Annotated in this window: 24 protein-coding genes; 20 read left to right on the forward strand and 4 right to left on the reverse strand. The window is 58.6% G+C overall.

The genetic code is table 11. The annotated features are described in order from the left end of the window. Positions 1-31 precede the first annotated feature (31 nt). A complete protein-coding gene (locus QRN50_RS19670) occupies positions 32-796 on the forward strand; it encodes a sulfite exporter TauE/SafE family protein (protein ID WP_024651290.1) in 765 nt (254 codons plus the stop codon). A 146-nt stretch (positions 797-942) separates the two neighbouring features. Here the strand turns inward: QRN50_RS19670 and QRN50_RS19675 are convergent, their stop codons facing one another. Further along, positions 943-1,911 carry a polyprenyl synthetase family protein gene (locus QRN50_RS19675; protein WP_003344609.1) on the reverse strand — a complete coding sequence of 323 codons (969 nt, stop codon included), beginning with the start codon at positions 1,909-1,911 and terminating at the stop codon, positions 943-945. 239 nt (positions 1,912-2,150) lie between these two features. On the opposite strand from QRN50_RS19675, the gene rplU reads away from it, so the two are divergent. The 6 genes from rplU (at position 2,151) to QRN50_RS19705 (ending at position 7,444) form a co-directional block, all read left to right on the forward strand. Continuing rightward, entirely contained in the window at positions 2,151-2,462 is a 312-nt protein-coding gene (gene rplU, locus QRN50_RS19680) for a 50S ribosomal protein L21 (protein WP_002551971.1), read from the forward strand. A gap of 32 nt (positions 2,463-2,494) precedes the next feature. Further along, on the forward strand, positions 2,495-2,770 hold the full coding sequence (gene rpmA, locus QRN50_RS19685) for a 50S ribosomal protein L27 (protein WP_002551972.1): 276 nt from the start codon (positions 2,495-2,497) through the stop codon (positions 2,768-2,770). 216 nt (positions 2,771-2,986) lie between these two features. Beyond that, positions 2,987-4,210: an Obg family GTPase CgtA gene (cgtA, locus tag QRN50_RS19690; protein WP_002551973.1), complete on the forward strand. Its 1,224-nt coding sequence runs from the start codon at positions 2,987-2,989 to the stop codon at positions 4,208-4,210. A gap of 89 nt (positions 4,211-4,299) precedes the next feature. Beyond that, complete coding sequence (gene proB / locus QRN50_RS19695) at positions 4,300-5,418, forward strand: glutamate 5-kinase (RefSeq protein ID WP_003403542.1); 1,119 nt, start codon at positions 4,300-4,302, stop codon at positions 5,416-5,418. A 25-nt stretch (positions 5,419-5,443) separates the two neighbouring features. Then, the gene (locus QRN50_RS19700) at positions 5,444-5,914 is read left to right on the forward strand and encodes a CreA family protein (RefSeq protein WP_003403541.1); all 471 of its coding nucleotides are present in this window, start codon (positions 5,444-5,446) and stop codon (positions 5,912-5,914) included. Between the two features lie 468 nt (positions 5,915-6,382). Next, positions 6,383-7,444, forward strand: a complete 1,062-nt coding sequence (locus tag QRN50_RS19705) for an acyltransferase family protein (protein ID WP_024641664.1) — start codon at positions 6,383-6,385, stop codon at positions 7,442-7,444. Between the two features lie 294 nt (positions 7,445-7,738). On the opposite strand, the gene rpsT is transcribed toward QRN50_RS19705, so the two are convergent. Continuing rightward, entirely contained in the window at positions 7,739-8,017 is a 279-nt protein-coding gene (gene rpsT / locus QRN50_RS19710; RefSeq protein ID WP_003344603.1) for a 30S ribosomal protein S20, read from the reverse strand. Positions 8,018-8,267: 250 nt separating this feature from the next. Here rpsT and murJ point away from each other — a divergent pair, with 250 nt between their 5' ends. The 6 genes from murJ to ispH all read left to right on the forward strand — a co-directional run bounded on the left by murJ (position 8,268) and on the right by ispH (position 15,691). Then, complete coding sequence (gene murJ / locus QRN50_RS19715) at positions 8,268-9,806, forward strand: murein biosynthesis integral membrane protein MurJ (RefSeq protein ID WP_024641663.1); 1,539 nt, start codon at positions 8,268-8,270, stop codon at positions 9,804-9,806. Positions 9,807-9,938: 132 nt separating this feature from the next. After that, positions 9,939-10,865 (forward strand): bifunctional riboflavin kinase/FAD synthetase, encoded by a 927-nt coding sequence (ribF, locus tag QRN50_RS19720; protein WP_024641662.1) that lies wholly within the window; start codon positions 9,939-9,941, stop codon positions 10,863-10,865. A 20-nt stretch (positions 10,866-10,885) separates the two neighbouring features. Further along, entirely contained in the window at positions 10,886-13,717 is a 2,832-nt protein-coding gene (gene ileS / locus QRN50_RS19725) for an isoleucine--tRNA ligase (RefSeq protein WP_054091787.1), read from the forward strand. Then, complete coding sequence (gene lspA / locus QRN50_RS19730) at positions 13,710-14,216, forward strand: signal peptidase II (protein WP_011266581.1); 507 nt, start codon at positions 13,710-13,712, stop codon at positions 14,214-14,216. The genes ileS and lspA overlap by 8 nt, the downstream gene beginning before the upstream one ends. Further along, on the forward strand, positions 14,209-14,685 hold the full coding sequence (locus tag QRN50_RS19735; protein WP_003318786.1) for an FKBP-type peptidyl-prolyl cis-trans isomerase: 477 nt from the start codon (positions 14,209-14,211) through the stop codon (positions 14,683-14,685). The genes lspA and QRN50_RS19735 overlap by 8 nt, the downstream gene beginning before the upstream one ends. Before the next feature lie 58 nt (positions 14,686-14,743). After that, positions 14,744-15,691 carry a 4-hydroxy-3-methylbut-2-enyl diphosphate reductase gene (ispH, locus tag QRN50_RS19740; RefSeq protein WP_003408433.1) on the forward strand — a complete coding sequence of 316 codons (948 nt, stop codon included), beginning with the start codon at positions 14,744-14,746 and terminating at the stop codon, positions 15,689-15,691. Positions 15,692-15,697: 6 nt separating this feature from the next. On the opposite strand, the gene QRN50_RS19745 is transcribed toward ispH, so the two are convergent. Further along, positions 15,698-16,198, reverse strand: a complete 501-nt coding sequence (locus tag QRN50_RS19745) for a GspH/FimT family pseudopilin (RefSeq protein WP_011266582.1) — start codon at positions 16,196-16,198, stop codon at positions 15,698-15,700. A gap of 131 nt (positions 16,199-16,329) precedes the next feature. Here QRN50_RS19745 and QRN50_RS19750 point away from each other — a divergent pair, with 131 nt between their 5' ends. From QRN50_RS19750 to thiO, 7 genes are read left to right on the forward strand one after another with little or no spacing between them, the layout of a single operon-like run. Further along, positions 16,330-16,803 carry a GspH/FimT family pseudopilin gene (locus QRN50_RS19750; RefSeq protein ID WP_003403528.1) on the forward strand — a complete coding sequence of 158 codons (474 nt, stop codon included), beginning with the start codon at positions 16,330-16,332 and terminating at the stop codon, positions 16,801-16,803. After that, a complete protein-coding gene (gene pilV / locus QRN50_RS19755; RefSeq protein ID WP_024641659.1) occupies positions 16,803-17,318 on the forward strand; it encodes a type IV pilus modification protein PilV in 516 nt (171 codons plus the stop codon). Before QRN50_RS19750 ends, pilV begins: the two co-directional genes overlap by 1 nt. Further along, entirely contained in the window at positions 17,315-18,022 is a 708-nt protein-coding gene (locus tag QRN50_RS19760) for a PilW family protein (protein ID WP_004409697.1), read from the forward strand. Before pilV ends, QRN50_RS19760 begins: the two co-directional genes overlap by 4 nt. An 11-nt stretch (positions 18,023-18,033) precedes the next feature. Next, positions 18,034-18,531 (forward strand): pilus assembly PilX family protein, encoded by a 498-nt coding sequence (locus QRN50_RS19765; RefSeq protein WP_024641657.1) that lies wholly within the window; start codon positions 18,034-18,036, stop codon positions 18,529-18,531. Next, entirely contained in the window at positions 18,518-21,715 is a 3,198-nt protein-coding gene (locus QRN50_RS19770) for a pilus assembly protein (RefSeq protein ID WP_024641656.1), read from the forward strand. The genes QRN50_RS19765 and QRN50_RS19770 overlap by 14 nt, the downstream gene beginning before the upstream one ends. 11 nt (positions 21,716-21,726) lie before the next feature. Then, positions 21,727-22,128, forward strand: a complete 402-nt coding sequence (locus QRN50_RS19775; protein ID WP_011266587.1) for a type IV pilin protein — start codon at positions 21,727-21,729, stop codon at positions 22,126-22,128. Between the two features lie 26 nt (positions 22,129-22,154). Next, a complete protein-coding gene (gene thiO, locus QRN50_RS19780) occupies positions 22,155-23,258 on the forward strand; it encodes a glycine oxidase ThiO (RefSeq protein WP_024641655.1) in 1,104 nt (367 codons plus the stop codon). Between the two features lie 126 nt (positions 23,259-23,384). On the opposite strand, the gene QRN50_RS19785 is transcribed toward thiO, so the two are convergent. Next, positions 23,385-24,722: a sigma-54-dependent transcriptional regulator gene (locus tag QRN50_RS19785; protein WP_024642308.1), complete on the reverse strand. Its 1,338-nt coding sequence runs from the start codon at positions 24,720-24,722 to the stop codon at positions 23,385-23,387. Between the last annotated feature and the right edge of the window lie 2 nt (positions 24,723-24,724).

The following is a 24,724-nucleotide window of genomic DNA, read 5'->3' on the forward strand; positions in this document are numbered from 1 at the left end:
CTCGACCTCTATCCATCTGGCAAAGGACGCCATGCACTCGATTCTCGACTTCTATCAAACCCTGGGCTGGGGCCTTTCGGCGCTGGTGATCGGCACCTTTCTGCTGGCCGGAACGGTCAAGGGTGTCATCGGTCTGGGCTTGCCCACGGTGGCAATGGGGTTGCTGGGGCTGGCCATGCTGCCGGCGCAGGCTGCGGCGTTGCTGATCATCCCGTCGACATTCACCAACGTCTGGCAACTGGCGACGGGTGGGAGCCTGCGGCCTTTGCTGAAGCGGCTATGGCCGATGCTGAGCATGATTTTCATCGGCACGCTGGCCGGGGCGTTCTGGCTGGGCATGAGTGGCGGTCATTCAATGACCCGCGCGTTGGGTGGCGCGTTGTTTCTCTACGCGTTGAGCGGGTTGTTCCTGCCGACCTTCAGGGTTGCCGCCGCTGCCGAGCGCTGGCTGGGCCCGCTGTGCGGCTTGATTACCGGGGTGATCGCGTCGGCCACCGGGGTGTTCGTGATTCCCGTGGTGCCTTATTTGCAGGCGCTGGGCCTTGAGCGCGACCAACTGGTCCAGGCGCTGGGGTTGTCCTTCACCGTCTCGACGCTTGCGCTGGCGGCGGGGTTGTCGTGGAACGGCGCGCTGGGCGGCGCAGAGCTGGGCGCCTCCACGCTGGCGCTGATTCCGGCCCTGTTGGGCATGCTGCTGGGGCAATGGCTGCGCCAGCGAATCAGCGCAGTGCTGTTCAAGCGTGTGTTCTTTATCGGCATGGGCCTGCTGGGGCTGCATCTGCTGATAAAAGGCTGATCAGTCATGCGCTGTATCGCGGGCATACGCGGCTTGCACTGAGGATTCAGTGTTTTCCGGATTTCATGCAGGAGAGGATGAAGGATTACGCGCTGACTGCCATTTGCCGAGCCCGTCGCTGGACGGGCTTTTGACTGCTGCGAATGTCAGTGCGTGCGGGCGACCGCAAACTCGCTCAGTTCGACCAGTGCGTCGCGGTACTCGCTGGGCGGCAGCGCGTCCAGGCAGGCAATGGCGCGGGCCGCGTAGTCGCGGGCCAGCTGTGCGGTGTAATCGAGGGCACCGGCGCTTTCCACTGCATTGCGGATGCTTTCCAGATCTTCCAGGCCACCTTTCTGGATCGCCTGACGAACCAGCGCGGCCTGTTCCGGGCTGCCTTCACGCATGGTGTAGATCAGCGGCAGGGTCGGCTTGCCTTCGGCGAGGTCGTCACCGACGTTCTTGCCCAGTGTCTCGGCATCGCCACGGTAGTCGAGCAGGTCATCCACCAGCTGGAAGGCCACACCCAGATGGTCGCCGAACGTGCGCAGTGCTTCGCTCTGTTCCTGGGGGGCGTTGCACAGGGCAGCGGCACTGTGCGTCGAGGCTTCGAACAGCATGGCTGTCTTGCCACGAATCACTTCCATGTAGGTTTCTTCGGTGGTGCTGGCGTCACGAATCTTCGAGAGCTGCAACACTTCGCCTTCGGCGATGATGCGGGTTGCCTTGGACAGAATCTTCATGACTTCCATCGAGCCCAGCTCGACCATCATTTCGAACGAGCGCGAATAAAGGAAGTCGCCCACCAAGACGCTGGGCGCATTGCCCCAGAGCGCGTTGGCGGTGGAGCGACCACGACGCATGCCGGACATGTCGACCACATCGTCATGCAGCAGGGTCGCGGTGTGCAGGAATTCGATGGTGGCGGCGAGCAGGCGAACATCATCGCCTTCGCGACCCAGTGCCTTGCCACACAGCAGCACCAGCAACGGGCGCAGGCGCTTGCCACCTGCCGACGTGATGTAATCACCGATTTTCGAGACCAGCGGTACGCGCGACGTCAGTTGCTTTTTGATGATAAGGTCAACGGCACTAAAGTCGTCCGCCACCGCGCGGTAGAAGGCTTGGGGTTGCATCAGCGACAGGTGCTCCGGATAGGTTGCGCCGCATGCTAGGTCGCGGGGTAGAGCGTGTCAAGGTATGACGAGCCGCCTCTTGCAACACGCGAATGCCTTGCGTACAATCGCGCACCCTAACTTTCCTGGGCAGCACCTGCCTTACGCAATGCAAACGGGCCGTTCCAGCCCCATGCAGCCATGCCAGCCGATACTCTTCTTATAAAGAGCTGGGTGAGCAGGATTTTCGGAGAAATACCATGTACGCAGTAATTGTTACCGGTGGCAAGCAGTACAAAGTCGCCCCAGGTGAATACCTGAAAATTGAAAAACTGGAAATCGCTACTGGCGAATCCGTCACGTTTGACCGCGTTCTGCTGGTTGGCAATGGCGACGACGTCAATATCGGTGCTCCCGTTGTTGCTGGCGCTACCGTTGTGGCTGAAGTGGTTTCGCAAGGTCGTCACGATAAGGTTCGTATCATCAAGTTCCGTCGTCGTAAGCACCACATGAAGCGTATGGGCCACCGCCAGTGGTACACCGAGATCAAAATTACAGGTATTCAGGCTTAATTCAGCCTAATCCTCAACTGGAGAATTGACTCATGGCTCACAAAAAAGCTGGTGGTAGTACCCGTAACGGGCGCGACTCAGAAGCCAAACGCCTTGGCGTGAAGATGTATGGCGGCCAGGCTATCATCCCTGGCAACATCATCGTGCGTCAGCGCGGCACCCAATTCCACGCTGGCTACGGCGTTGGCATGGGTAAAGATCACACCCTGTTCGCGAAAGTGGAAGGCGTGATCAAGTTTCAGGTCAAGGGCGCCTTCGGTCGCCGCTACGTGAGCATCGTTCCGAAGACTGAAGTCTCCGCAGCGTAATCACGCAGTAGCTTAAGAGCCCTGTCTTGCGACGGGGCTTTTTTGTTTGTAGAGGTAGAGAGGCAGGTGAGTCTCTTGCAAAACTGTTTGTGCGGGCTGTTGTGATGTTGACCCATGGGGTCGCTGGTTTCTGATCGGTATCGCAACGCTCATTTTTGCAAGAGTCTTATGTAATTTATGTGGTTCTGCTCGTCCCTGTGGCGGGAGGCGTGCGTTATGAAATTTGTAGATGAAGTATCCATTCGAGTAAAAGCCGGTGATGGCGGCAACGGTTGCATGAGCTTCCGCCGCGAAAAATTCATTGAGAACGGTGGTCCCAACGGTGGTGATGGTGGTGATGGCGGCTCGATCTTCATGGTCGCCGACGTCAATCTGAACACGCTGGTCGACTACCGTTACACCCGCCACTTCGACGCCGAGCGCGGCTCCAACGGTGGCAGCGCCGACTGCACCGGTCGCAAGGGTGAAGAGCTGGTGCTGCGTGTGCCGGTCGGGACCACCATCATTGACGCCACTACTCAGGAAATCATCGGTGACCTGACCAAGGACGGTCAGCGCCTGATGGTTGCGCAGGGCGGCTGGCACGGTCTGGGTAACACCCGATTCAAGTCCAGTACCAACCGCGCTCCGCGCCAGACCACACCGGGCAAGCCGGGTGATCAGCGTGATCTCAAGCTCGAGCTGAAAGTGCTGGCCGACGTCGGCCTGCTCGGTCTGCCAAATGCGGGCAAGAGTACCTTCATCCGTTCGGTGTCTGCGGCCAAGCCGAAGGTTGCCGACTATCCGTTCACCACGCTGGTGCCGAACCTGGGCGTGGTCAGTGTCGATCGCTGGAAAAGCTTTGTGGTTGCCGACATTCCAGGTCTGATCGAGGGTGCATCCGACGGCGCAGGCCTGGGGATTCGCTTCCTCAAGCACCTGGCGCGTACCCGTCTGTTGCTGCACCTCGTCGATATGGCGCCACTGGATGAAAGCAGTGCTCCGGATGCGGCTGAAGTGATCGTCAACGAGCTGGAGAAATTCAGCCCGTCGCTGGCCGAGCGTGATCGCTGGCTGGTGCTGAACAAGTGCGATCAGATTCTCGAAGAGGAGCAGGAAGCGCGCAAGCAGGAGATCGTCGATCGTCTGGAGTGGACCGGCCCGGTTTACGTGATCTCCGCAATTGCCAAAGAAGGCACCGAGCAGCTGACCCGCGACATCATGCGTTACCTTGAAGAGCGCAGCCAGCGTATCGCCGAAGAGCCTGGTTACGCCGAAGAGCTGGCCGAGCTCGATCAGCGCATCGAAGATGAAGCCCGTGCCCAGTTGCAGGCACTGGACGATCAGCGTGCCCTGCGTCGCAGTGGCGTGAAGAGCGTGCATGACATCGGTGACGATGACTGGGATGAAGAAGATGTGGACGATGAAGATGGTCCGGAAATCATTTACGTCCGTGACTGATCGCTTGAAGTAAACTTGAACGCCGCTACGATTGTTAGCGGCGTTTTTGTATCCCGAATTTGAAAATCTCTGGCTAGGGTTGGAAAAAGATGCGCAGCAAAGTGACGGGCGCCCAGCGCTGGGTTGTGAAGATTGGCAGTGCCTTGCTGACGGCGGATGGCAAGGGTCTGGATCGCAACGCCATGGGTGTTTGGGTGGAGCAGATGGTGGCGCTGCACGAGGCGGGTGTCGAGCTGGTACTGGTGTCTTCCGGGGCGGTGGCTGCCGGCATGAGCCGTCTTGGCTGGACGGCCCGACCCAGCGCCATGCATGAGCTTCAGGCTGCTGCGGCGATTGGTCAGATGGGCTTGGTGCAGGCGTGGGAATCGAGCTTCGCCGAGCATGGCCGACATACCGCGCAGATCCTTCTGACTCACGATGACCTGTCGGACCGCAAGCGCTACCTGAATGCCCGTAGCACCCTGCGCACGCTGGTCGAGCTTGGGGTTGTGCCGGTCATCAATGAAAACGACACAGTGGTCACCGACGAAATCCGTTTTGGCGATAACGACACGCTGGCGGCGCTGGTTGCCAATCTGGTCGAAGCTGATCTGCTGGTCATCCTGACCGACCGTGACGGCATGTTCGACGCCGATCCGCGCAACAACCCGGAGGCGCAGCTGATTTACGAAGCGCGTGCCGATGATCCGGCGCTGGATGCAGTGGCCGGTGGTACCGGCGGTGCGCTGGGTCGCGGCGGCATGCAGACCAAGTTGCGTGCAGCGCGACTGGCGGCGCGTTCCGGTGCGCATACCGTCATCGTCGGCGGGCGCATCGAGCGCGTTCTGGCGCGGCTCAAGGGTGGTGAACGGTTGGGTACGCTGCTGTCCCCGGAGCGCGGCATGCTCGCAGCACGCAAGCAGTGGCTGGCAGGTCATCTGCAGACCCGCGGTACGCTGGTGCTGGATGATGGCGCTGTTGCGGCGCTGGCCAGGGATCAGAAAAGCCTGCTGCCGGTGGGCGTCAAACTGGTCCAGGGCAGCTTCCGGCGCGGCGAGATGGTGGTATGCGTCGCCCAGGACGGTCGCGAGATCGCTCGTGGGCTGAGTAACTACAGTGCCATCGAAGCCCAGAAAATCATTGGTCACTCTTCCGAATCCATCGTGCGCGAGCTGGGCTATATGGCCGAGCCCGAGCTGATTCATCGGGATAACCTGATCCTCGTCTGACTCAAGGCTGCAAAAGGAATCGTTGATGCGCTTCATGAAAGGTTTATTGGCGGCCGCGTTGCTGGTGCCGGTGCTGGTCTCGGCCGAAGAGATCGGTCAGGTGTCTACCGTGTTCAAGATGGTCGGGCCCAACGATCGAATCGTGGTCGAGGCGTTTGATGATCCCAAGGTGGACGGGGTGACGTGCTACCTGTCACGCGCCAAGACGGGCGGTGTGAGGGGTGGTCTGGGATTGGCCGAAGACCGTGCCGAGGCGTCCATCGCCTGTCGCCAGGTCGGGCCGATCCGCTTCAAGGAAACCCTCAAGGACGGCGACGAGGTGTTCAAGGAGCGTACTTCGCTGGTCTTCAAGACTATGCAGGTGGTGCGTTTCTTCGACAAGAAGCGCAATGCACTGGTGTACCTGGTCTACAGCGACCGGGTCATCGAAGGCAGCCCGCAGAATGCCGTGACCGCCATTCCGATCCTGCCATGGACAACCGCGCCAGCGCCTTGATCCTCCTGCGCGCGGAGGGGAGTTGCCATGTCAGGGCGTTGTGGTGGCGCTCTGCATCGGTTGTTCGCAGTTCTGTGCGGTAAAGAGTACATCCCGGGTTGGGCTTATGCGTTTTGGCAGTGCGCTACTGCCACTGCTGATGCCCGATCCATCAGGATGCACTTCTTTTTCGTCTCAAAAAAGCACCCATGCGCATGTCGTCTTACTTCCAGCCTCTTGCCTCTGATTCCGAAGCTCGTACGGACGGCTGAATCATGTCGTCTGGCAAATAACATCGGCCTTGCGGCCGCGGATTGAAAAAACGGCCTACCTGTTATTTCTGTCAGTAGACGGGTTGATGAACGAAGTGGTTTGATGTGGCCAGTTCGTAATAGCCGGCTGGTGGGGGTAAGCACGCTATTACGTAATGATCACGCTGAATAAAATTTACTCATTGGAGGCTTCGGCGTATCAAGAGGGTATGCACTCATGAGAATGATCTCATTGCAGTACTTGCGTGGATTCGCTGCATTACTTGTTGTCGTTGGGCATAATTCGTTTTTTTTGGGCGGCGACTGGATAGATCATATACCTGCCTTGCTGGGCGTGGATATTTTTTTTATTGTGAGTGGCTTCATTATGACGTTGATCACTTATCAGTCCCCTGAAAGGCCGATATCATTTGTGATCAGGCGCCTCTTTCGTATATGGCCGGCTTTCTTTGTGGTGTGGCTGCTTTCCTACCTGTTTGTTTATCCTGAAAAACCCCTCGATCAGATGGTATGCAGTCTCTATTTTTGTCTGCAGGACTATAGTCTCGTGGCGCCTTCGTTTGGATTCAGCGCGCTCGGACCGCCCTGGACCCTCACCTATGAGGTTGTGTTCTACCTTGTATTCACTATTTCAATGAGCATCAGCTATCGCTACCGCAGCTACGTCTGCGCGCTGGTTTTTCTGGTGTCTTCGGTAGGATTTCAGCTGTATTACAATGGTCATTTTGATTTTTCATCACAGGCCTCGCCCGATATTGTTGTGGTGCACGTATGGCAGGCCTGGATTAAGATTATTAGCAATACCATCACTTTCGAATTCATCGCCGGCATGATGCTGGCTGAGTTAATGCTCGCGAACAGGTTGCCCGACCTGTCGCTGTCAGGGCGAAGGCTTATGCAGTTGGCTCTTCTGTTGGCGATAATAAGTGCCTGCCTTTTGGGGTGGCAAGACTTCGGTCTCCGTGGCGGTTTTTGGCTGGCATTAATTATTGTGTCGTCGGTTGTGATGCTCGGTTATCGCGCTGAAGTGAAGGGTAACAGGCTATTGATTTTTCTCGGTGATATCTCCTATTCGCTTTATCTTGTTCATTATTCCCTGATGATGTTCCTGATTAAAATCATTCCTGGCAATGCACCGATGGTTGAAAAGGCAGGGGTGTTCATTCTGTCGATCGCTGCAAGCATCGTGTTGGCGTTTTTCATGTTTGAGTGGGTTGAAAAGCCCTTCATCAGGGTGGGTAAAAAAGTTGCCAGTGTTTTATCTGCTGGGCAGAAATGACCGATGCGCTAAAACTCAGGCAGTGGGTATGTTTATTGTAGTGAGCTCAGAAGGCGGGATTGGAGCAATCTTGTGTCCGCTGTCGGTGCAGCTGTTACGGTCTGCCCATCGGCACATGAGTGCTCCGCGCAGTCTTGCTCAAAGCATTGAAGCCGTTATCGCCATACCCTACCCGCTGTTTGGCGGGCCAGTCGGCTTGACCGGCAATGATCTGTGAGATGCCTGTGCCGAGGCGGCTTTCAAGCAGGCAATAAAAAACCGACCCTGAGGTCGGTTTTTTAACCAGCGTGTCGCTTAGGCTGCAGCAGCAAGGCTCAGAGCCTTGATGTGACCGTTCAGACGACCTTTGTGGCGAGCAGCCTTGTTCTTGTGGATGATGCCTTTATCGGCCATACGGTCGATAACAGGAACAGCCAGAACATAAGCGGCTTGCGCTTTTTCTGCGTCTTTTGCGTCAATGGCTTTCACTACATTCTTGATGTAGGTACGAACCATGGAACGCAGGCTGGCGTTGTGGCTGCGACGCTTCTCAGCCTGTTTTGCACGTTTTTTGGCGGAAGGTGTGTTGGCCACCGTCGAGCTCCTCGAAAGACTTTGTGAAATAGCAAACAAAATAGGCCGCGAATCATGCCGATGAGTTGAAGTCTTGTCAAGGGCAGTTAAGGTGTTCCGCTGAGTGGTTGCTACATTTGACTGGAGGATTTATTTCCGGCCTGTGACCTGTAAACTCGCGGCCTTTGCTTCGGGCGTTTTTGCGGCGCGAAGTATCGCATAAATGGCTGGCTTAATCGCCCATCCTTTGCCAAGGCGCACAACTCTTTCAATGAATCTACTCAAGTCACTCGCCGCCGTCAGCTCTATCACCATGGTTTCCAGGGTTCTGGGCTTTGTCCGCGACACCATCATCGCGCGCACTTTCGGTGCCGGAATGGCCACGGATGCGTTCTTCATCGCCTTCAAGCTGCCCAATCTGCTGCGCCGTATTTTCGCCGAGGGTGCCTTTTCCCAGGCATTCGTGCCGATCCTGGCCGAGTACAAGAGCCAGCAGGGGGAGGAGGCGACGCGTACCTTCATTTCGTATGTCACCGGGCTGCTGACCCTTGCGCTGGCGCTGGTGACACTGCTCGGAGTGATATTTGCGCCCTGGGTGATCTGGGCCACCGCGCCCGGCTTTGTCGACACCCCGGAGAAGTTCGCCCTCACCTCGGACCTGCTGCGGGTGACCTTTCCTTATATATTGCTGATCTCCCTGTCCTCGATGGCCGGGGCGATCCTCAATACCTGGAACCGTTTCTCGGTGCCGGCGTTCGTGCCTACGCTGCTCAACGTCAGCATGATTTTCTTCGCGCTGTTCCTGACGCCGTATTTCGATCCGCCGGTCATGGCGCTGGGCTGGGCGGTTCTGGTGGGCGGCCTGCTGCAGCTGCTTTACCAACTGCCGCACCTGAAAAAGATCGGCATGCTGGTGCTGCCGCGCCTGAATCTGCGCGACACCGGGGTCTGGCGGGTAATGAAGCAGATGCTGCCCGCCATCCTTGGCGTTTCTGTCAGTCAGATTTCTCTGATCATCAACACGATCTTTGCCTCGTTCCTCGTCGCCGGTTCGGTGTCATGGATGTACTACGCCGACCGTTTGATGGAGCTGCCCTCCGGTGTGCTGGGTGTGGCGCTGGGTACGATTCTGCTGCCGATACTGTCCAAAACCTACGCGCAACGGGATCGCCAGGAATATTCGCGGATTCTCGACTGGGGTCTGCGGCTGTGTTTCGTGCTGGTCCTGCCTTGCACCCTGGCGCTGGGGCTGCTCGCCGAACCATTGACCGTTTCGTTGTTTCAGTATGGTAAATTCGACGCGCTCGACGCGGCTATGACCCAGCGTGCGCTGGTCGCCTATTCGGTCGGTTTGCTGGGGATCATCCTGATCAAGGTGCTGGCCCCCGGTTTTTATGCTCAACAAAATATCCGCACCCCGGTGAAAATCGCGATCTTCACCCTCATAGTGACTCAACTGCTCAACCTGGCCTTCATCGTGCCCTTGCAGCATGCCGGTCTGGCGCTGGCGATCAGTGTGGGGGCGTGCATCAATGCCGGGTTGTTGTTCTGGCAGTTGCGCAAGCAGGATCTGTTTCAGCCGCAGCCAGGCTGGACGAAGTTCCTGTTCAAGCTGGTGATTGCCGTCGCGGTGATGTCGGTGGTGCTGCTGGGGCTCATGCATGTCATGCCGGCGTGGGACGAAGGTCACATGCTGGAGCGTTTTCTGCGTCTGGGTGCGCTGGTTGCAGCCGGCGTCGTGACCTATTTCGCCATGCTTCTTTTATTAGGCTTCCGCCTCCGGGATTTCGCCCGCAAAGCCATTATGTAGGGCGCGTTGCAGGGGTTGACCTTCGGTTTTTGTCGCCACACGCCGAGAACCTTCATCCGGTCTTGGTGTGTTGCCTGTCGTCCACGGCCGTGTGTGGTTATAATCGGCCACTTTATGAGCAAGAAGTGCGTTATGCAGCTGGTTAGAGGCCTTCACAACCTGCGCCCCGAACATCGGGGCTGCGTCGCCACGATTGGCAATTTCGACGGCGTTCATCGCGGCCACCAGGCTATCCTGGCGCGTCTGCGCGAGCGTGCCGTCGAATTGGGTGTGCCCAGTTGTGTGGTGATCTTCGAGCCGCAGCCGCGTGAGTTCTTTGCGCCCGAGACGGCGCCGGCACGTCTGGCCCGTCTGCGTGACAAGCTCGAACTGCTGAGTGCCGAAGGCGTTGACCGGGTACTGTGCCTGTCCTTCAATCAGCGTCTGTGCAAGCTCAGCGCGGCAAGTTTTGTCGAGACCGTGCTGATCGACGGCCTCGGTGTCCAGCACCTCGAAGTGGGCGACGATTTTCGTTTCGGCTTCGACCGGGTCGGTGACTTCGACTTCCTGCAACAGGCCGGCACATCGTATGGTTTTACCGTAGAAGCGGCGCAGACCGTTGAAATAGATGGCATCCGGGTCAGCAGCACCAAGGTGCGCAAGGCTCTGGCTGCGTCAGACTTTGCCCTGGCCGAGCGTATGCTCGGTCGTCCGTTCCAGATAGCCGGGCGGGTATTGCACGGCCAGAAGCTGGCGCGCCAGCTGGGTACGCCCACCGCCAACGTACAACTCAAGCGTCGTCGTGTACCGCTGAGCGGGGTCTATCTGGTCAGCACGGACATCGATGGCAAAACCTGGCCAGGGGTCGCCAACATCGGTGTGCGCCCGACGGTCACCGGTGATGGCAGTGCCCACCTTGAAGTGCATCTTCTGGATTTTGCCGGCGATCTTTATGACCGGCGTTTGACGGTGGCTTTCCACCACAAGCTGCGTGATGAGCAGCGTTTCGCCTCACTGGAGGCGCTCAAGACGGCGATCAATGCGGACGTCGCCGCCGCCCGTGCCCATTGGCATGGCTAACCGCTAAACAAGAGCCTGAAATGACTGACTATAAAGCCACGCTAAACCTTCCGGACACCGCCTTCCCTATGAAGGCCGGCCTGCCCCAGCGCGAGCCGCAAACTCTGCAGCGCTGGGACAGCATTGGCCTGTACCAGAAGCTGCGCGAGATTGGCAAGGACCGTCCCAAGTTCGTCCTGCACGACGGTCCTCCGTACGCCAACGGCAATATTCACATCGGTCATGCGGTCAACAAGATTCTCAAGGACATGATCCTGCGTTCCAAGACCCTGGCGGGCTTCGATGCCCCGTATGTGCCGGGCTGGGACTGCCATGGTCTGCCGATCGAACACAAGGTCGAAGTGACCCACGGCAAGAACCTCTCCGCTGACCGTACGCGTGAGCTGTGCCGCGCCTATGCGTCCGAGCAGATCGAAGGCCAGAAGTCCGAATTCATCCGTCTCGGCGTGCTGGGCGACTGGAGCAATCCGTACCTGACCATGAACTTTGCCAACGAAGCCGGGGAAATCCGCGCGCTGGCCGAGATGGTCAAGGGCGGTTTCGTCTTCAAGGGCCTCAAGCCGGTCAACTGGTGTTTCGATTGCGGTTCGGCACTGGCTGAAGCCGAAGTCGAGTATCAGGACAAGAAGTCCTCGACCATCGACGTCGCGTTCCCGATCGCCGACGAAGCGAAACTGGCAGCCGCGTTCGGCGTGCCGTCGCTGGGCAAGCCTGCGTCCATCGTGATCTGGACCACCACACCGTGGACCATCCCCGCCAACCAGGCGCTGAACGTCCACCCGGAATTCGAATACGCGCTGGTCGATGTCGGCGACAAGCTGCTGGTACTGGCCGCCGAACTGGTCGAAAGCTGTCTGGCCCGTTACAAGCTGGAAGGCACCGTCATCGCGACCACCACCGGTCAGGCGCTTGAGCTGATCAACTTCCGCCATCCGTTCTACGACCGCCTGTCGCCAGTCTATCTGGCTGACTACGTCGAGCTGGGTGCGGGCACGGGGATCGTTCACTGCTCGCCTGCCTATGGCGTAGACGACTTCACTATCTGCAAACAGTATGGCCTGAGCAACGACGACATCATCAGCCCGGTGCAGAGCAACGGTGTGTATGTCGAGTCGCTGGAGTTCTTCGGTGGCCAGTTCATCTTCAAGGCCAACCAGAACATCATCGACAAGCTGGTCGAAGTCGGCAGCCTGATGGACACCGAAACCATCAGCCACAGCTACATGCACTGCTGGCGCCACAAGTCGCCCTTGATCTACCGCGCCACCGCGCAGTGGTTCGTCGGCATGGACAAGCAGCCTGAAAGCGGCGAGACCCTGCGCAAGCGTGCGGTCAAGGCCATCGAAGACACTGAATTCGTTCCGGCATGGGGGCAGGCGCGCCTGCACTCGATGATCGCCAACCGTCCTGACTGGTGCATCTCGCGTCAGCGCAACTGGGGCGTGCCGATTCCGTTCTTCCTGCACAAGGAAAGCGGCGACCTGCACCCACGTACCGTCGAGCTGATGGAAGAAGTGGCGCAGCGTGTCGAGAAAGAAGGCATCGAGGCCTGGTTCAAGCTCGACGCCAGCGAGTTGCTCGGTGAAGAGGCCGGCAAGTACGACAAGATCTCCGACACCCTGGACGTCTGGTTCGACTCGGGCACCACGCACTGGCATGTGCTGCGCGGTTCGCACCCGATGGGCCACGAAAGCGGTCCGCGTGCCGACCTGTACCTGGAAGGCTCGGACCAGCATCGCGGCTGGTTCCACTCCTCACTGCTGACCGGCTGCATGCTGGACGATCACGCACCGTATCGCGAGCTGCTGACCCACGGGTTCGTGGTCGACGAGAACGGCCGCAAGATGTCCAAATCGCTGAACAACGTGGTAGCGCCACAGAAGGTCAATGATTCGCTGGGTGCCGACATCATGCGTCTGTGGGTATCGGCGACCGATTATTCCGGCGAGATGGCGGTTTCCGACCAGATCCTGCAGCGCAGCGCCGACGCTTATCGTCGTATCCGTAACACGGCGCGATTCCTGCTCTCCAACCTGACGGGCTTCAACCCGGCGACCGACATCCTGCCCGCCGAGGAAATGCTCGCGCTGGACCGTTGGGCCGTGGATCGCACGCTGCTGCTGCAACGCGAGCTGCAAGAGCATTACGGCGAATACCGCTTCTGGAACGTGTACTCGAAGATCCACAACTTCTGCGTGCAGGAGCTGGGTGGTTTCTACCTCGACATCATCAAGGATCGTCAGTACACCACGGCGGCCAACAGCACCGCGCGTCGTTCGTGCCAGACGGCACTGTTCCACATCTCCGAAGCGCTGGTGCGCTGGATCGCGCCGATCCTGGCGTTCACCGCCGACGAGCTGTGGCAGTTCCTGCCCGGCGAGCGCAACGAGTCGGTGATGCTCAACACCTGGTACGAAGGCCTGACTGAAATGCCGGCCGACTTCGACATGGACCGCGCCTACTGGGAGCGGATCATGGCGGTGAAGACCTCGGTCAACAAGGAAATGGAAAACCTGCGCGCTGCCAAGGCCATTGGCGGCAACCTGCAGGCTGAAGTGACCCTGTATGCCGAGGAGTCGCTGGTGGCTGACCTGTCGAAGCTGAGCAACGAGCTGCGCTTCGTGCTGATCACCTCGACAGCCAGTGCGGCGCCGCTCGCGTCCGCGCCAGCCGATGCCGTGGTCACCGAAGTCGCCGGGCTGAAACTGAAAGTGCTCAAGTCCAGTCATGCCAAGTGCGCCCGTTGCTGGCATCACCGCGAGGATGTGGGGGTCAACCCCGAGCATCCGGAAATCTGCGGTCGTTGCGTAGACAACATCAGCGGTGCAGGCGAGGTCCGTCACTATGCCTAACGCCTCGTTTGGCCGTCTGGCCTGGCTGTGGTTGAGCGTGCTGGTTCTGGTCATTGACCAGGCCAGCAAGTATTACTTCGAGAACGCGTTGAGCCTGTATCAGCAGATCATCGTGATTCCCGACCTGTTCAGCTGGACCCTGGCCTACAACACCGGTGCCGCCTTCAGTTTTCTGGCCGACGGTGCCGGCTGGCAGCGCTGGCTGTTCGCCCTGATCGCGGTGGTGGTCAGCGCCGTGCTGGTCGTCTGGCTCAAACGCCTGGGTCGTGACGACACGTGGCTGGCCGTTGCACTGGCGCTGGTACTGGGCGGCGCACTGGGCAACCTCTACGACCGTATCGTGCTGGGCCACGTGATCGACTTCATCCTGGTTCACTGGCAGAACCGCTGGTACTTCCCTGCATTCAACGTCGCGGACAGTGCGATCAGCGTCGGCGCAGTCATGCTGGCGCTGGACATGTTCAAGAGCAAGAAAACCGGAGAGACCGTCAATGACTGAGCAATCTTCGACTCAAGGCTCGTCTGACGAGCTGCGCATCGGTCAGAATACGCAGGTCACTCTGCACTTCGCCCTGCGTCTGGAAAACGGCGATACCGTCGACAGCACCTTCGAAAAGGCTCCGGCCACGTTCAAGGTCGGTGACGGCAACCTGCTGCCTGGCTTCGAAATGGCGATTTTCGGTTTCAAGGCGGGCGATAAAAAGACCGTCGAGATTCTGCCGGAAAACGCCTTTGGTCAGCCCAACCCACAAAACGTGCAGATCATGCCACGCTCGCAGTTCGTGGGCATGGAACTGTCCGAAGGGTTGCTGGTGATCTTCAATGACGCCGCCAATACCGAGTTGCCAGGCGTGGTGAAAGCGTTCGATGACGAGCAGGTCACCATCGACTTCAATCACCCACTGGCAGGCAAGACTCTGAGCTTTGAAGTGGAAATCTTCGAAGTGAAGGCGATTCTGGCTTCCTGACCTTCGCCGTCAAGCCCGGCCCAGGCCGGGCTACCCCGTACCAATCATGAGGCACCGCATGCAAATCAAACTCGCCAACCCCCGCGGCTTTTGTGCCGGAGTGGACCGCGCGATCGAAATCGTCAATCGCGCTCTGGAAGTGTTTGGTCCGCCGATTTATGTGCGCCATGAAGTCGTTCACAACAAATTTGTCGTCGAAGACCTGCGCTCTCGCGGTGCGATCTTCGTCGAAGAGCTGGATCAGGTGCCGGATGACGTCATCGTTATCTTCAGCGCCCACGGTGTCTCCCAGGCTGTGCGTACCGAGGCGGCAGGCCGTGGCTTGAAAGTCTTCGATGCTACCTGTCCGCTGGTGACCAAGGTGCACATCGAGGTTGCCCGTTACAGCCGTGACGGCCGCGAGTGCATCCTGATCGGCCACGCCGGTCACCCGGAAGTCGAAGGCACCATGGGCCAGTACGACGCCGCCAACGGCGGTGCGATCTATCTGGTCGAGGACGAAGAGGATGTTGCCAGCCTGCAGGTGCGCAACCCTGAAGCCCTGGCTTTCGTGACCCAGACTACCTTGTCCATGGATGACACCAGCCGGGTGATCGATGCCTTGCGCACGCGCTTCCCGGCCATTGGCGGGCCGCGCAAGGATGACATCTGCTACGCCACGCAAAACCGTCAGGACGCGGTCAAGCAACTGGCCGACGAATGCGATGTGGTGTTGGTGGTGGGCAGCCCGAACAGCTCCAACTCCAATCGCCTGCGCGAGCTGGCCGAGCGCATGGCGACTCCGGCGTACCTCATCGACGGCGCCGAAGACATGCAACGGGGCTGGTTCGACGGGGTAGAGCGTATCGGCATCACTGCGGGCGCTTCGGCCCCCGAAGTGCTGGTGCGCGGCGTGATCCAGCAATTGCAGGCCTGGGGCGCCACTGGTGCGGATGAGCTTGCCGGCCGCGAGGAGAACATCACCTTCTCGATGCCCAAGGAATTGCGCGTCAAGTCGCTGCTCTGAGGCTATTCAGCCACACAGTGCTGCATCGATTTTCGTGTCCTCGACCCTCACGCGCCCGGCCGGTGCGACTATCACCCGATAGTTGCTCACCGGCTGATCTGCGGCACATACGTGCAACGTCCTGGCGGTCCTGCGCCGCAACGTCCCCAGACCGTTGAAACTGATTTCCTCTACACGCTTGCGGTTATCGACCACTCGCGCCGTGCTGCTATTGGCGCGTTCTATCAGCACCGGATCGTTTTCGTCGGGACCTTTGCCATCCGCGTCGAGTATGATCCGCCAGCCGTTGCTCCAGTCGTTCTCGATGGCATGAAGCGTAACGATCTGATTGCGTGTGACTGCGGCCGCTCTCGCCGAGCGAATGCCGCTGGCCAGCTCCCGGGCGGTTGCAAGCCCGCGGCTGGAATCGATGAGTTCCTTGAAAGACGGTGTTGCGACGTTGGCCAAAATGGCCACCAGTGCAACGACGATCAATAATTCGATCAGTGTGAATCCTGCATGCTTCATATGCTTTCCTCCCTGGAAACCGCCGTTTCAGCACCCTGCGGGCGTTCGTCGTGGCAAAACAACCGTACGTCCCGCTATGGATTTTCCAGCGGCGTTGCTGCCTTATAGTCGTAACGTCTAGGAGACACTCAATGCGTCATATAGCCAAGGGATTCAGCCTCATCGAATTGTTAGTCACTGTGTCCCTGGTGGGCATCCTGGCGGCTATCGCTATCCCGAATTTCACCAGCTCCATCCAGAGCAACAAGGCCGATACCGAGCTCAGCGATTTGCAGCGGGCGCTCAACTATGCGCGACTCGAGGCGATAAACAGGGGAGTGGCAGTGCGTATTGCGCCGACCAGCGGTACGGCGTGGACCAGCGAATTGCAGGTGTATCTGGTTTCCGATACTCAGACGACGCCTACGGCGCTGCGAAAAGTGGCGGCCATGAGCAGCGGTGCCACGCTGGTGGCCGATAACAATGCCACGGCAATTGATTTCAACAACCTGGGCGCGCTCATTGCCCCGGCTGCGGCGGTGACCATGACCTACACCCGAGGCACCATTAGCAAAACCATAAAGGTCTGTCTGACCGGTCGGATCACCCTGGGTGGAGGCTGCTGATGGCCGGTGAAACCCGACATCGCCAGATCGGTATGACTTTGATCGAGGTGCTGGTCTCGGTATTGATTCTGGCCATCGGCCTGCTGGGCGCGGCGGCCATTCAGCTCAACGCGCTCAAGTACACCGACAGCGCGACCATGAGCAGTCAGGCCAGCTTCATTGCTTACGACATGATGGATCGTATCCGCGCCAATGTTGATGGTAATGCCAGTGCCAACGGGTCGACCAACGTGCTGGCGACTTATGCGTTGGCGAATCTGGATGCGGCGCCAGCGGCCAATCCGAACGATGCCAGAGCGCAGGATCTGTCTGATTTCAGAAGCAACATCATCAACTTTGCAGGCTCGAGCGGTACCGGCAGCATTGATATCACCGGGGCTCCGGAGGTGACCATTAACGTCGGCTGGAGCGACACAAGGGCTGCGGGATCGAGCAATCAGGCAACCGGAAACACGACCGGCAGCCCGACCAACCGGAATTTTACGCTGACCTCGCGGATCGGGGTCAACCCATGAGAAAGCTGTCCAGAGGCTTCGGCCTGGTCGAAATCATGGTGGCGCTGGTCCTGGGGCTGGTGGTCAGCCTGGGTATCGTGCAGATATTCACGGCGGCCAGAGGCACCTACCAGAGCCAGAATGCCGCAGCGCGGATGCAGGAGGATGCGCGTTTCCTGCTGAGCAAACTGATTCAGGAAATCAGGATGACCGGCATGTATGGCTGCCTGAGCTTCAAAAACTACACGCCTGTATCTCCTGCTATCCCGTGGCCGATCGCACTGGATACTCCAATTCTCTGGGATAATCCGAGCAGGACGCTGACGCTGGTGACTGCCGACGTAGGGACCACAGGCAGTACGCCCACCTGGACCATCGTTTCAGACTGTCAGTCCAAGACGCAGCTTTACGCCAGTACTCGTGCGCCGGCTACGGGGGAGACGGCCTTTCCGTTGCGGCAGTTGGTCTACACGCTCAGCGGAACAGACTTGACCATAAAATATGGCACGGACGGCACTCCGCAGCCGCTGTTGCAGAACGTCGCGGACTTCAGTGTTTCTTTCGGCATGACGGGTAACCCGATGTCCTATACCACGGCTGTTACCAAGGCCAACGCCGACGCTGTGCGCAGTGTGCGTATCAGCCTGACGCTGCAGGATGGGCAGAACGGCATCGTAAAGTCTCAAAAGTACAATGTTGTCGCTTACTTGCGTAATCGCTTTTGAACGGGCCGGGCATGAACAGGATCGTGCGATTCAAATCGATACAGGCTTTCCCTGCACGGCAGGGCGGTATGGTGTTGCTGGTCAGTCTGGTGTTTCTGCTGCTGCTCACTCTGCTGGGTATCTCTTCCATGCAGAACGCCACGCTGCAGGAAAAGATGGCGGGCAGCGTCACCCTGCGCAATCAATCCTTCCAGAAGGCCGAAGCGGCATTAAGGTTGGGAGAGTCTTCGATCAAGATGACGGGCTTTACCATGGCCAAGTGTACAACTGCATCTTGTGCACCGCCTGCGGAATCCACTTCTTTGACGACGGCTGGGGTAGGCGCATCCGGGGTTAATTGGATCGCTGCGGCAGGCGGTTTCTACGGTATACAGAATCTGGGGACCACTGCAACACCTGTGAATCGGCCACCGATCTGTACCGGAACAGTAACGCTCTATCGCGTGACATCAGTCGCTATTCAAGGCACGTCGCGCACGGTGCTGGAGAGTATTTATGCCAATTGCTGAGAAACTCCGTCGCAGCCTGAAGTATCTCGGCGGTGCGCTTTTGGCTTTTTATGCCCTTACGCCCGTGTATGCGTTTACGCCAGCACAAGTACCTTTGCTCAGTGCGTCGGCCGTGCCGCCTAACCTGATGCTGCTGGTGGATAACTCCGGGAGTATGTACAACATCATCTGGGCAGCCGGCTTTGATCCGACGGTGACCAATCGTCCGTCGATTATCTATGCGCAGCCAGGGTCATGCGGTTTTCTTAACTGCAGAGGCGTTTCCATTCAGGGCGACGATACGCTTTCGCTGGACTCTGCCGGGCCCTACACGTGCAGAAGCGATTACACCTACGTTGCGCGTGACAACGTGGGTTACTGCCTGAAGTTGCCCGATCCGGCCGGTAACGAGAGCACCACTCGCTACACTGCAGATTACCTTTCTTATCTGGTTGACTTGACGCGGGCCGCCAACACTACTACCAAAGACTTCACCGTCAACAACATCATTCCCAACGATTACCGTATCAACGTCGCGCGCAACGTTTCATTGAAGCTGGTTGAAAACAACAAATCCCTGAGAATCGGTCTGGCCGGGTTCAACCCGCCGACCAACGCTGACCCCGGGCGTGGAGGGAAGATTTCCAGACCTGTTGCAGACCTGTCCCCTGTTGCCAGTAACCCTTACAACAACGGCGGTGTCAGCCAGCGTGATGCAAACGACAATGTTACCGCCCTCAATACGGCCATCAATGCACTGCGAGGCGACTCCAATACGCCGTTGGCTGAAACGTACTATGAGATAACCCGCTACTTTCGGGGCATGACTCCGTTTTACGGCTATAACGGTGCACCGGAAACCTACACCAGCCCAATACAGTACCGCTGCCAGAAAAACTTTGGCGTGGTGATTACTGACGGCTTGCCGACGTACGATCGAACGTTCCCGAGCAACGATCCGGAGGATGTACTCAATACCTCCCGCTCGCTGCCCAATTGGGACTTGAATGCGGCCAATGACGGGGCCAATCTTAATGGTGATGGTGAGGGCGATACGCTTTATCTGGACGACCTCGCCAAGTTCGCCTATGACATCGACATGCGAAGAGCGAGCAGTACACCTGCCACTGACCTGACCAAGAAAAGTTGGGATACAGACGGCTTCTCTCAACAGAACATGACTACCTACACCATTGGTTTCACAGCCGCCAACCAGATGCTGATAGACGCTGCCGACAATAATCACGGGCACGGCAAGTATTTCCAGACCAATGACAGTGCCGGTTTGAACAACGCCTTGAACCTCGCATTGAGCGATATCTATGCCAAGGCCGGTTCGGGCGGCGGTGGCGTGGCAAACTCGTCCACCCTTCAGGCGGGCAGCCGCTTCTATCAGACGCTTTATGACCCGACGGACTGGCATGGCACGATCAAGGCTTACAATCTGGACGCTACGACAGGAGCGCTGAGCGCCCCTGTCTGGACCACTGATACCACGATCACCAGCAGCACCAAGGCGCCTGTTTTCGAGTCATGGAGCACAGCGGCGACACCGACGAAAATCACCCTGGATTTTCTGAATTTCACGCAGGCGCAACGCGATGCCTTTACCGCTACGCTGCCCACCGGAGTGACCGGCGCGGAGGTTATTGCCTGGGCCAAAGGCACGGCCAATGCCAAGCTTCGTACTCGTGCCACACTCTTGGGCGATATCGTCAATTCATCATTGGGGGCCGGGCTGCCGACAGAGAAGACGGCGTCTGATTTGCTCGGCGACACCACTTACACGACGTACCTTTCTGCCAAGTCCAGCAACATGAGTTCCAGTCTGCTGGCCAACGCCAACGATGGCTTCTTCAACGTGATCGACGCCAGCTCCGGTGCGCGTAAATACGCGTATATGCCGTCTACGTCTCTGAGTTCATTGGCGACCATTTCATCCTCTTCCTACGGTTCCGGCGTTCACCGTTTTACGGTGGATGGTCAGATTGCAGTCTTCGATACGCAGGCATCCGCAGGGAGTGTATGGCGCACGGTGGCGTATTCCGGGCTGGGCGCTGGCGGCAAGGCTTTTTTTGCGATCAAGCTTTTCGAAGGTTCGGCAGACAGCATCGGGGCATTGTGGGAGGTCAAGGCTCCCGACACTTCAGACACCAACAACAAGTTCAACAACCTTGGATACACCTACTCCAAGCCGGATGTAGCGCGTATGGCCGATGGCACCGGGATCGTTGTCGTTGGCAATGGTTATGGCAGTTTTACCGGGAGGGCGTCCCTGTATGTACTCAACGCCAACACCGGACAGTTCATTGCCGAAATTCCGACTCCGGTCATTGGCAGCGAAACGGATAACGGGTTGTCTTCGGTGAAACTTCGGGTCAATTCGCAGAATGTCGTTCAAGCAGCCTATGCGGGCGATCTCAAGGGCCGCCTATGGAAGTTCGACATGAGCGGGGCCGCAGCATCCAGCTGGAAAGTCGCTTTCAATGGCTCACCCCTGTTCACTGCACCTCAAGGGGCCAGTCAGTCGATTACCGTTCAGCCCTTGTTGCTGGACCATCCACTCAACGGCAAGATCGTGTATTTCGGCACCGGGAAATTCAGCGAAACCGCGGACAAGCAGACCAGCTCGTTGCAGGATTTCTATGCCATCTGGGATGGCGACAACGGTTCAGGCAACATCGTTGAGGCCAATCTGCAGCCTCAGGCCATTAACGGGACGGTAGTCGGAAGTGGCAATACGTATTACACCACGACTTCCAATGATGTGGATTGGGGCACCAAGAAAGGCTGGTACCTGCCGTTGGCAACCACGGCCCCTTATGTCGGCGAGCGGATTATCTATCCGGCACAAACCTCTCGCGGTCGTATCATCTTCACCACGGCAGCCGTCAACTCTACCGACCCCTGCGAAAGCACCGGGACCGGGCGCTTGTTCGAGCTGAACGCCGCGACTGGCAGCATGCTTAATTACCAGGTACTGGACACCAATAATGACGGCGATATCAACTCTTCGGATTTGATCATTGGCGGTCTCGGTATCGGTACTGGTATCCCGGTAGTGGCTTCTATCGTTGCCGGTACCAATGGGGCCAACGATAACAAGTACGTGATTGACTCCAGCGGCGGCACGCCCACCAAGATTAATGAGAAGGGCGGCAGTGCGAACGTCTTCCAACGCATCATGTGGCGACAAATCCAATAGGGAAACTAGACATGCGAGCGACATCCAGGGGCTTTACGTTGATCGAACTCATGATCGTCGTGGCGATTGTCGGTATTCTGGCGGCCATCGCGTACCCCAGTTACACCGAGTACGTGAAGCGCACCCAGCGGTCGGCGATTGCTAGCCTGCTGTCCGAGCAAACCCAGGCGCTGGAGCGGTTTTATTCGCAGAAGGGAAATTACTCGGATTACAAAGGCGTATCTGGTGGTAATACGTACTACAAGATAACGCCGACCCTAACTGCCACCGACTTCACCCTGACAGCTGACCCTATCGGAGGCACGCTGATGGCTGGCGACAAGTGTGGCAGTTTCGTGATCACTAACACCGGGGCGCGTACCAACACGGGCGCAACCAGCGGTGTCACTGTCAAAGACTGCTGGGGCCGCTAAACCGTTTTTCTTGTCATGAGACCAAGATGTCCAAGCAAAAAATAGTCATTGTCGGCGGTGGCGTCATAGGTCTGTTGACCGCCTTCAATCTGGCGTCCGAGCAGGTCAGCGTGGTGCTGCTGGATCGTTTGGGCGTTGGCCAGGAATCCTCCTGGGCGGGCGGCGGGATTGTTTCGCCGCTTTACCCGTGGCGCTACAGCCCTGCGGTCACCGCGCTGGCGCATTGGTCGCAGGACTTCTACCCGCACCTCGCCGAGCGTTTGCTCGCACAGACCGGTATCGACCCCGAAGTGCACAAGACCGGCCTGTACTGGCTCGACCTCGATGACGAGCAGTCTGCGCTTGAATGGGCGGTCCGTGAAAAACGCTCGTTGAACCGCGTGGATATCTCGGCGGTGAATGATGCCGTGCCGGTGCTGGGTGAGGGCTATTCGCGGGCGATCTACATGGCCGATGTGGCCAACGTACGTAATCCCCGTCTGGTCAAATCGCTCAAGGCCGCCTTGCTGGCATTGCCCAATGTCGAGATTCGCGAGCAGTGTGAAGTCAGCGGCTTTACCCGTGAAGGCAGCAGGATTTCGGGTGTGCAGACACCAGCAGGGGATATCACCGGTGATCGGGTGATTCTGGCGGCGGGTGCGTGGAGCGGCGAGTTGCTCAAGACCCTGGGTCTGGAGCTGCCGGTCGAGCCGGTAAAAGGCCAGATGATTCTCTACAAGTGCGCATCGGACTTTCTGTCGAGCATGGTGCTGGCGAAAGGGCGCTACGCTATCCCGCGTCGTGACGGGCATATCCTGATCGGCAGTACTCTTGAGCACGAAGGTTTCGACAAAACCACCACGCAGGCCGCATTGGAAAGTTTGAAGGCGTCGGCCGTCGAATTGATTCCGCCATTGGCCCATGCCGAGCCGGTCGCCCAGTGGGCAGGCCTGCGCCCTGGCTCGCCTGAGGGCATCCCGTTCATCGGACCGCTGGACGGTTTTGACGGCCTGTGGCTCAACTGCGGGCATTACCGCAACGGCCTGGTGCTGGCTCCGGCGTCCTGCCAGTTGATCACTGACCTGCTGCTGGAGCGCGAGCCGATCATCGATCCGGCACCCTACGCGCCGACTGGTCGCCTCGCAGGCTAGTCATCCTGTCGGTCACGCGGAGCGTGGGGCGCGACGATGTTCTCGCGCGCACCTATCGTTCCGCACGCTCTAGTGGAATGCCTTTCGTGACGCTATGCGTCGCACGGTTTTTGCCGCGCAACGCATTCAATCCAGGCCCAGCTTCTTCAGGCGATAGCGCAGTGACCTGAACGACAAACTGAGCCTTTCTGCTGCAGCGGTGCGGTTCCAGCGGGTTTCTTCCAGTGCCTGCAGGATGAGCTGGCGTTCGATGCTTTCCAGGTAGTCTTCAAGGTTGTCGATGTCGGCCAGGCTCGGCCCGTCGCTCTCCTGAGGGCTGGCGGACTCTGTCAGGCGCAGGTCGCTGGCGTGGATTTCATCGTTCTCGCACAGCGTGTAGGCGCGCTCCAGCATGTTTTCCAGTTCGCGCACGTTACCGGGGAAGCGGTAGCTCTTCAGCGTTTCCAGCGCCTGCGCGTTCAGGCGCGCGACGGGTTGTGCGCCGTTCCCGGCAAGGCGCTTGAGCACGCTGGCTGCCAGTTGGTCGATATCCTCACGCCGCTCGCGCAACGGGGGCACGCGCACTTCGATCACGTTCAATCGGTAATACAGATCCTGCCGGAACCGACCCGCCGCGACCTCCGCATTCAGATTCTTATGGGTGGCGCACAGAATGCGCACGTCGACGATTTGCTCTTGCTGGCCGCCGACGCTGCGGATGGATTTTTCCTGAATGGCGCGCAGCAGTTTGACCTGCATGGCCAGCGGCAGGTCGGCGACCTCATCGAGAAACAGCGTCCCGGTATGCGCCGCCTGAAACAGACCTGGCTTGTCTTCGTGGGCGCCGCTGAAGCTGCCTTTGCGATGACCGAAGAATTCGCTTTCCATGAGTTCGGAAGGAATGGCGCCGCAGTTCACCGGTATGAAAGGTTTGTCGATGCGCGGACCCTGCTCGTGGATCAGCCTCGCTACAAGCTCCTTGCCGCTGCCCGACTCACCGCTGATGTAGATCGGCGCCTGGCTGCGGGCCAGCTTGCCGATCTGACTGCGCAAGGTACGCATTGCCAGCGAGTCGCCCAGCAGGCGGTTGTCGATGCTGCGCGTGGGTTGCGCGCCGGGCAGGCTCAGCGCGCTATTGACCAGCTCGCGCAACCTGCCCAGGTCGACCGGCTTGGTCACAAAGTCGAAAGCTCCGGCCTTCAGCGCGTGGATCGCGGTGTCCAGGTTGCCGTGGGCAGTGATCATCGCCACCGGCACGTGGGGGTAGCCGTGCTGTATGTGTTGCACCAGCTCAAGGCCATTGCCGTCCGGCAGACGCATGTCGGTCAGGCACATGTCGAACGGTTCGCGGGCCAGCCAGTCGTGGGCTTCGGCAACGTTACGCGCACTACGGGTGTCGAGTTTCATGCGTCCCAGCGTGATCTCCAGGAGTTCGCGAATATCCGGCTCATCATCGACTATCAGGATTTTTTGCCGTTGGCTCATGC

The organism is Pseudomonas sp. MEJ108 (genome assembly GCF_030208985.1).
GTDB classification, from domain to species: Bacteria; Pseudomonadota; Gammaproteobacteria; order Pseudomonadales; family Pseudomonadaceae; genus Aquipseudomonas; species Aquipseudomonas fragariae.

Excerpts from the sequence above, each read along its gene's own strand:
- QRN50_RS19670 (WP_024651290.1), top strand. The coding sequence starts at position 32 with ATGCACTCGATTCTCGACTTCTATCAAACCCTGGGCTGGGGCCTTTCG.
- QRN50_RS19675 (WP_003344609.1), bottom strand. The coding sequence starts at position 1,911 with ATGCAACCCCAAGCCTTCTACCGCGCGGTGGCGGACGACTTTAGTGCC.
- rplU (WP_002551971.1), top strand. The coding sequence starts at position 2,151 with ATGTACGCAGTAATTGTTACCGGTGGCAAGCAGTACAAAGTCGCCCCA.
- rpmA (WP_002551972.1), top strand. The coding sequence starts at position 2,495 with ATGGCTCACAAAAAAGCTGGTGGTAGTACCCGTAACGGGCGCGACTCA.
- cgtA (WP_002551973.1), top strand. The coding sequence starts at position 2,987 with ATGAAATTTGTAGATGAAGTATCCATTCGAGTAAAAGCCGGTGATGGC.
- proB (WP_003403542.1), top strand. The coding sequence starts at position 4,300 with ATGCGCAGCAAAGTGACGGGCGCCCAGCGCTGGGTTGTGAAGATTGGC.
- QRN50_RS19700 (WP_003403541.1), top strand. The coding sequence starts at position 5,444 with ATGCGCTTCATGAAAGGTTTATTGGCGGCCGCGTTGCTGGTGCCGGTG.
- QRN50_RS19705 (WP_024641664.1), top strand. The coding sequence starts at position 6,383 with ATGAGAATGATCTCATTGCAGTACTTGCGTGGATTCGCTGCATTACTT.
- murJ (WP_024641663.1), top strand. The coding sequence starts at position 8,268 with ATGAATCTACTCAAGTCACTCGCCGCCGTCAGCTCTATCACCATGGTT.
- ribF (WP_024641662.1), top strand. The coding sequence starts at position 9,939 with ATGCAGCTGGTTAGAGGCCTTCACAACCTGCGCCCCGAACATCGGGGC.
- ileS (WP_054091787.1), top strand. The coding sequence starts at position 10,886 with ATGACTGACTATAAAGCCACGCTAAACCTTCCGGACACCGCCTTCCCT.
- lspA (WP_011266581.1), top strand. The coding sequence starts at position 13,710 with ATGCCTAACGCCTCGTTTGGCCGTCTGGCCTGGCTGTGGTTGAGCGTG.
- QRN50_RS19735 (WP_003318786.1), top strand. The coding sequence starts at position 14,209 with ATGACTGAGCAATCTTCGACTCAAGGCTCGTCTGACGAGCTGCGCATC.
- ispH (WP_003408433.1), top strand. The coding sequence starts at position 14,744 with ATGCAAATCAAACTCGCCAACCCCCGCGGCTTTTGTGCCGGAGTGGAC.
- QRN50_RS19745 (WP_011266582.1), bottom strand. The coding sequence starts at position 16,198 with ATGAAGCATGCAGGATTCACACTGATCGAATTATTGATCGTCGTTGCA.
- QRN50_RS19750 (WP_003403528.1), top strand. The coding sequence starts at position 16,330 with ATGCGTCATATAGCCAAGGGATTCAGCCTCATCGAATTGTTAGTCACT.
- pilV (WP_024641659.1), top strand. The coding sequence starts at position 16,803 with ATGGCCGGTGAAACCCGACATCGCCAGATCGGTATGACTTTGATCGAG.
- QRN50_RS19760 (WP_004409697.1), top strand. The coding sequence starts at position 17,315 with ATGAGAAAGCTGTCCAGAGGCTTCGGCCTGGTCGAAATCATGGTGGCG.
- QRN50_RS19765 (WP_024641657.1), top strand. The coding sequence starts at position 18,034 with ATGAACAGGATCGTGCGATTCAAATCGATACAGGCTTTCCCTGCACGG.
- QRN50_RS19770 (WP_024641656.1), top strand. The coding sequence starts at position 18,518 with ATGCCAATTGCTGAGAAACTCCGTCGCAGCCTGAAGTATCTCGGCGGT.
- QRN50_RS19775 (WP_011266587.1), top strand. The coding sequence starts at position 21,727 with ATGCGAGCGACATCCAGGGGCTTTACGTTGATCGAACTCATGATCGTC.
- thiO (WP_024641655.1), top strand. The coding sequence starts at position 22,155 with ATGTCCAAGCAAAAAATAGTCATTGTCGGCGGTGGCGTCATAGGTCTG.
- QRN50_RS19785 (WP_024642308.1), bottom strand. The coding sequence starts at position 24,722 with ATGAGCCAACGGCAAAAAATCCTGATAGTCGATGATGAGCCGGATATT.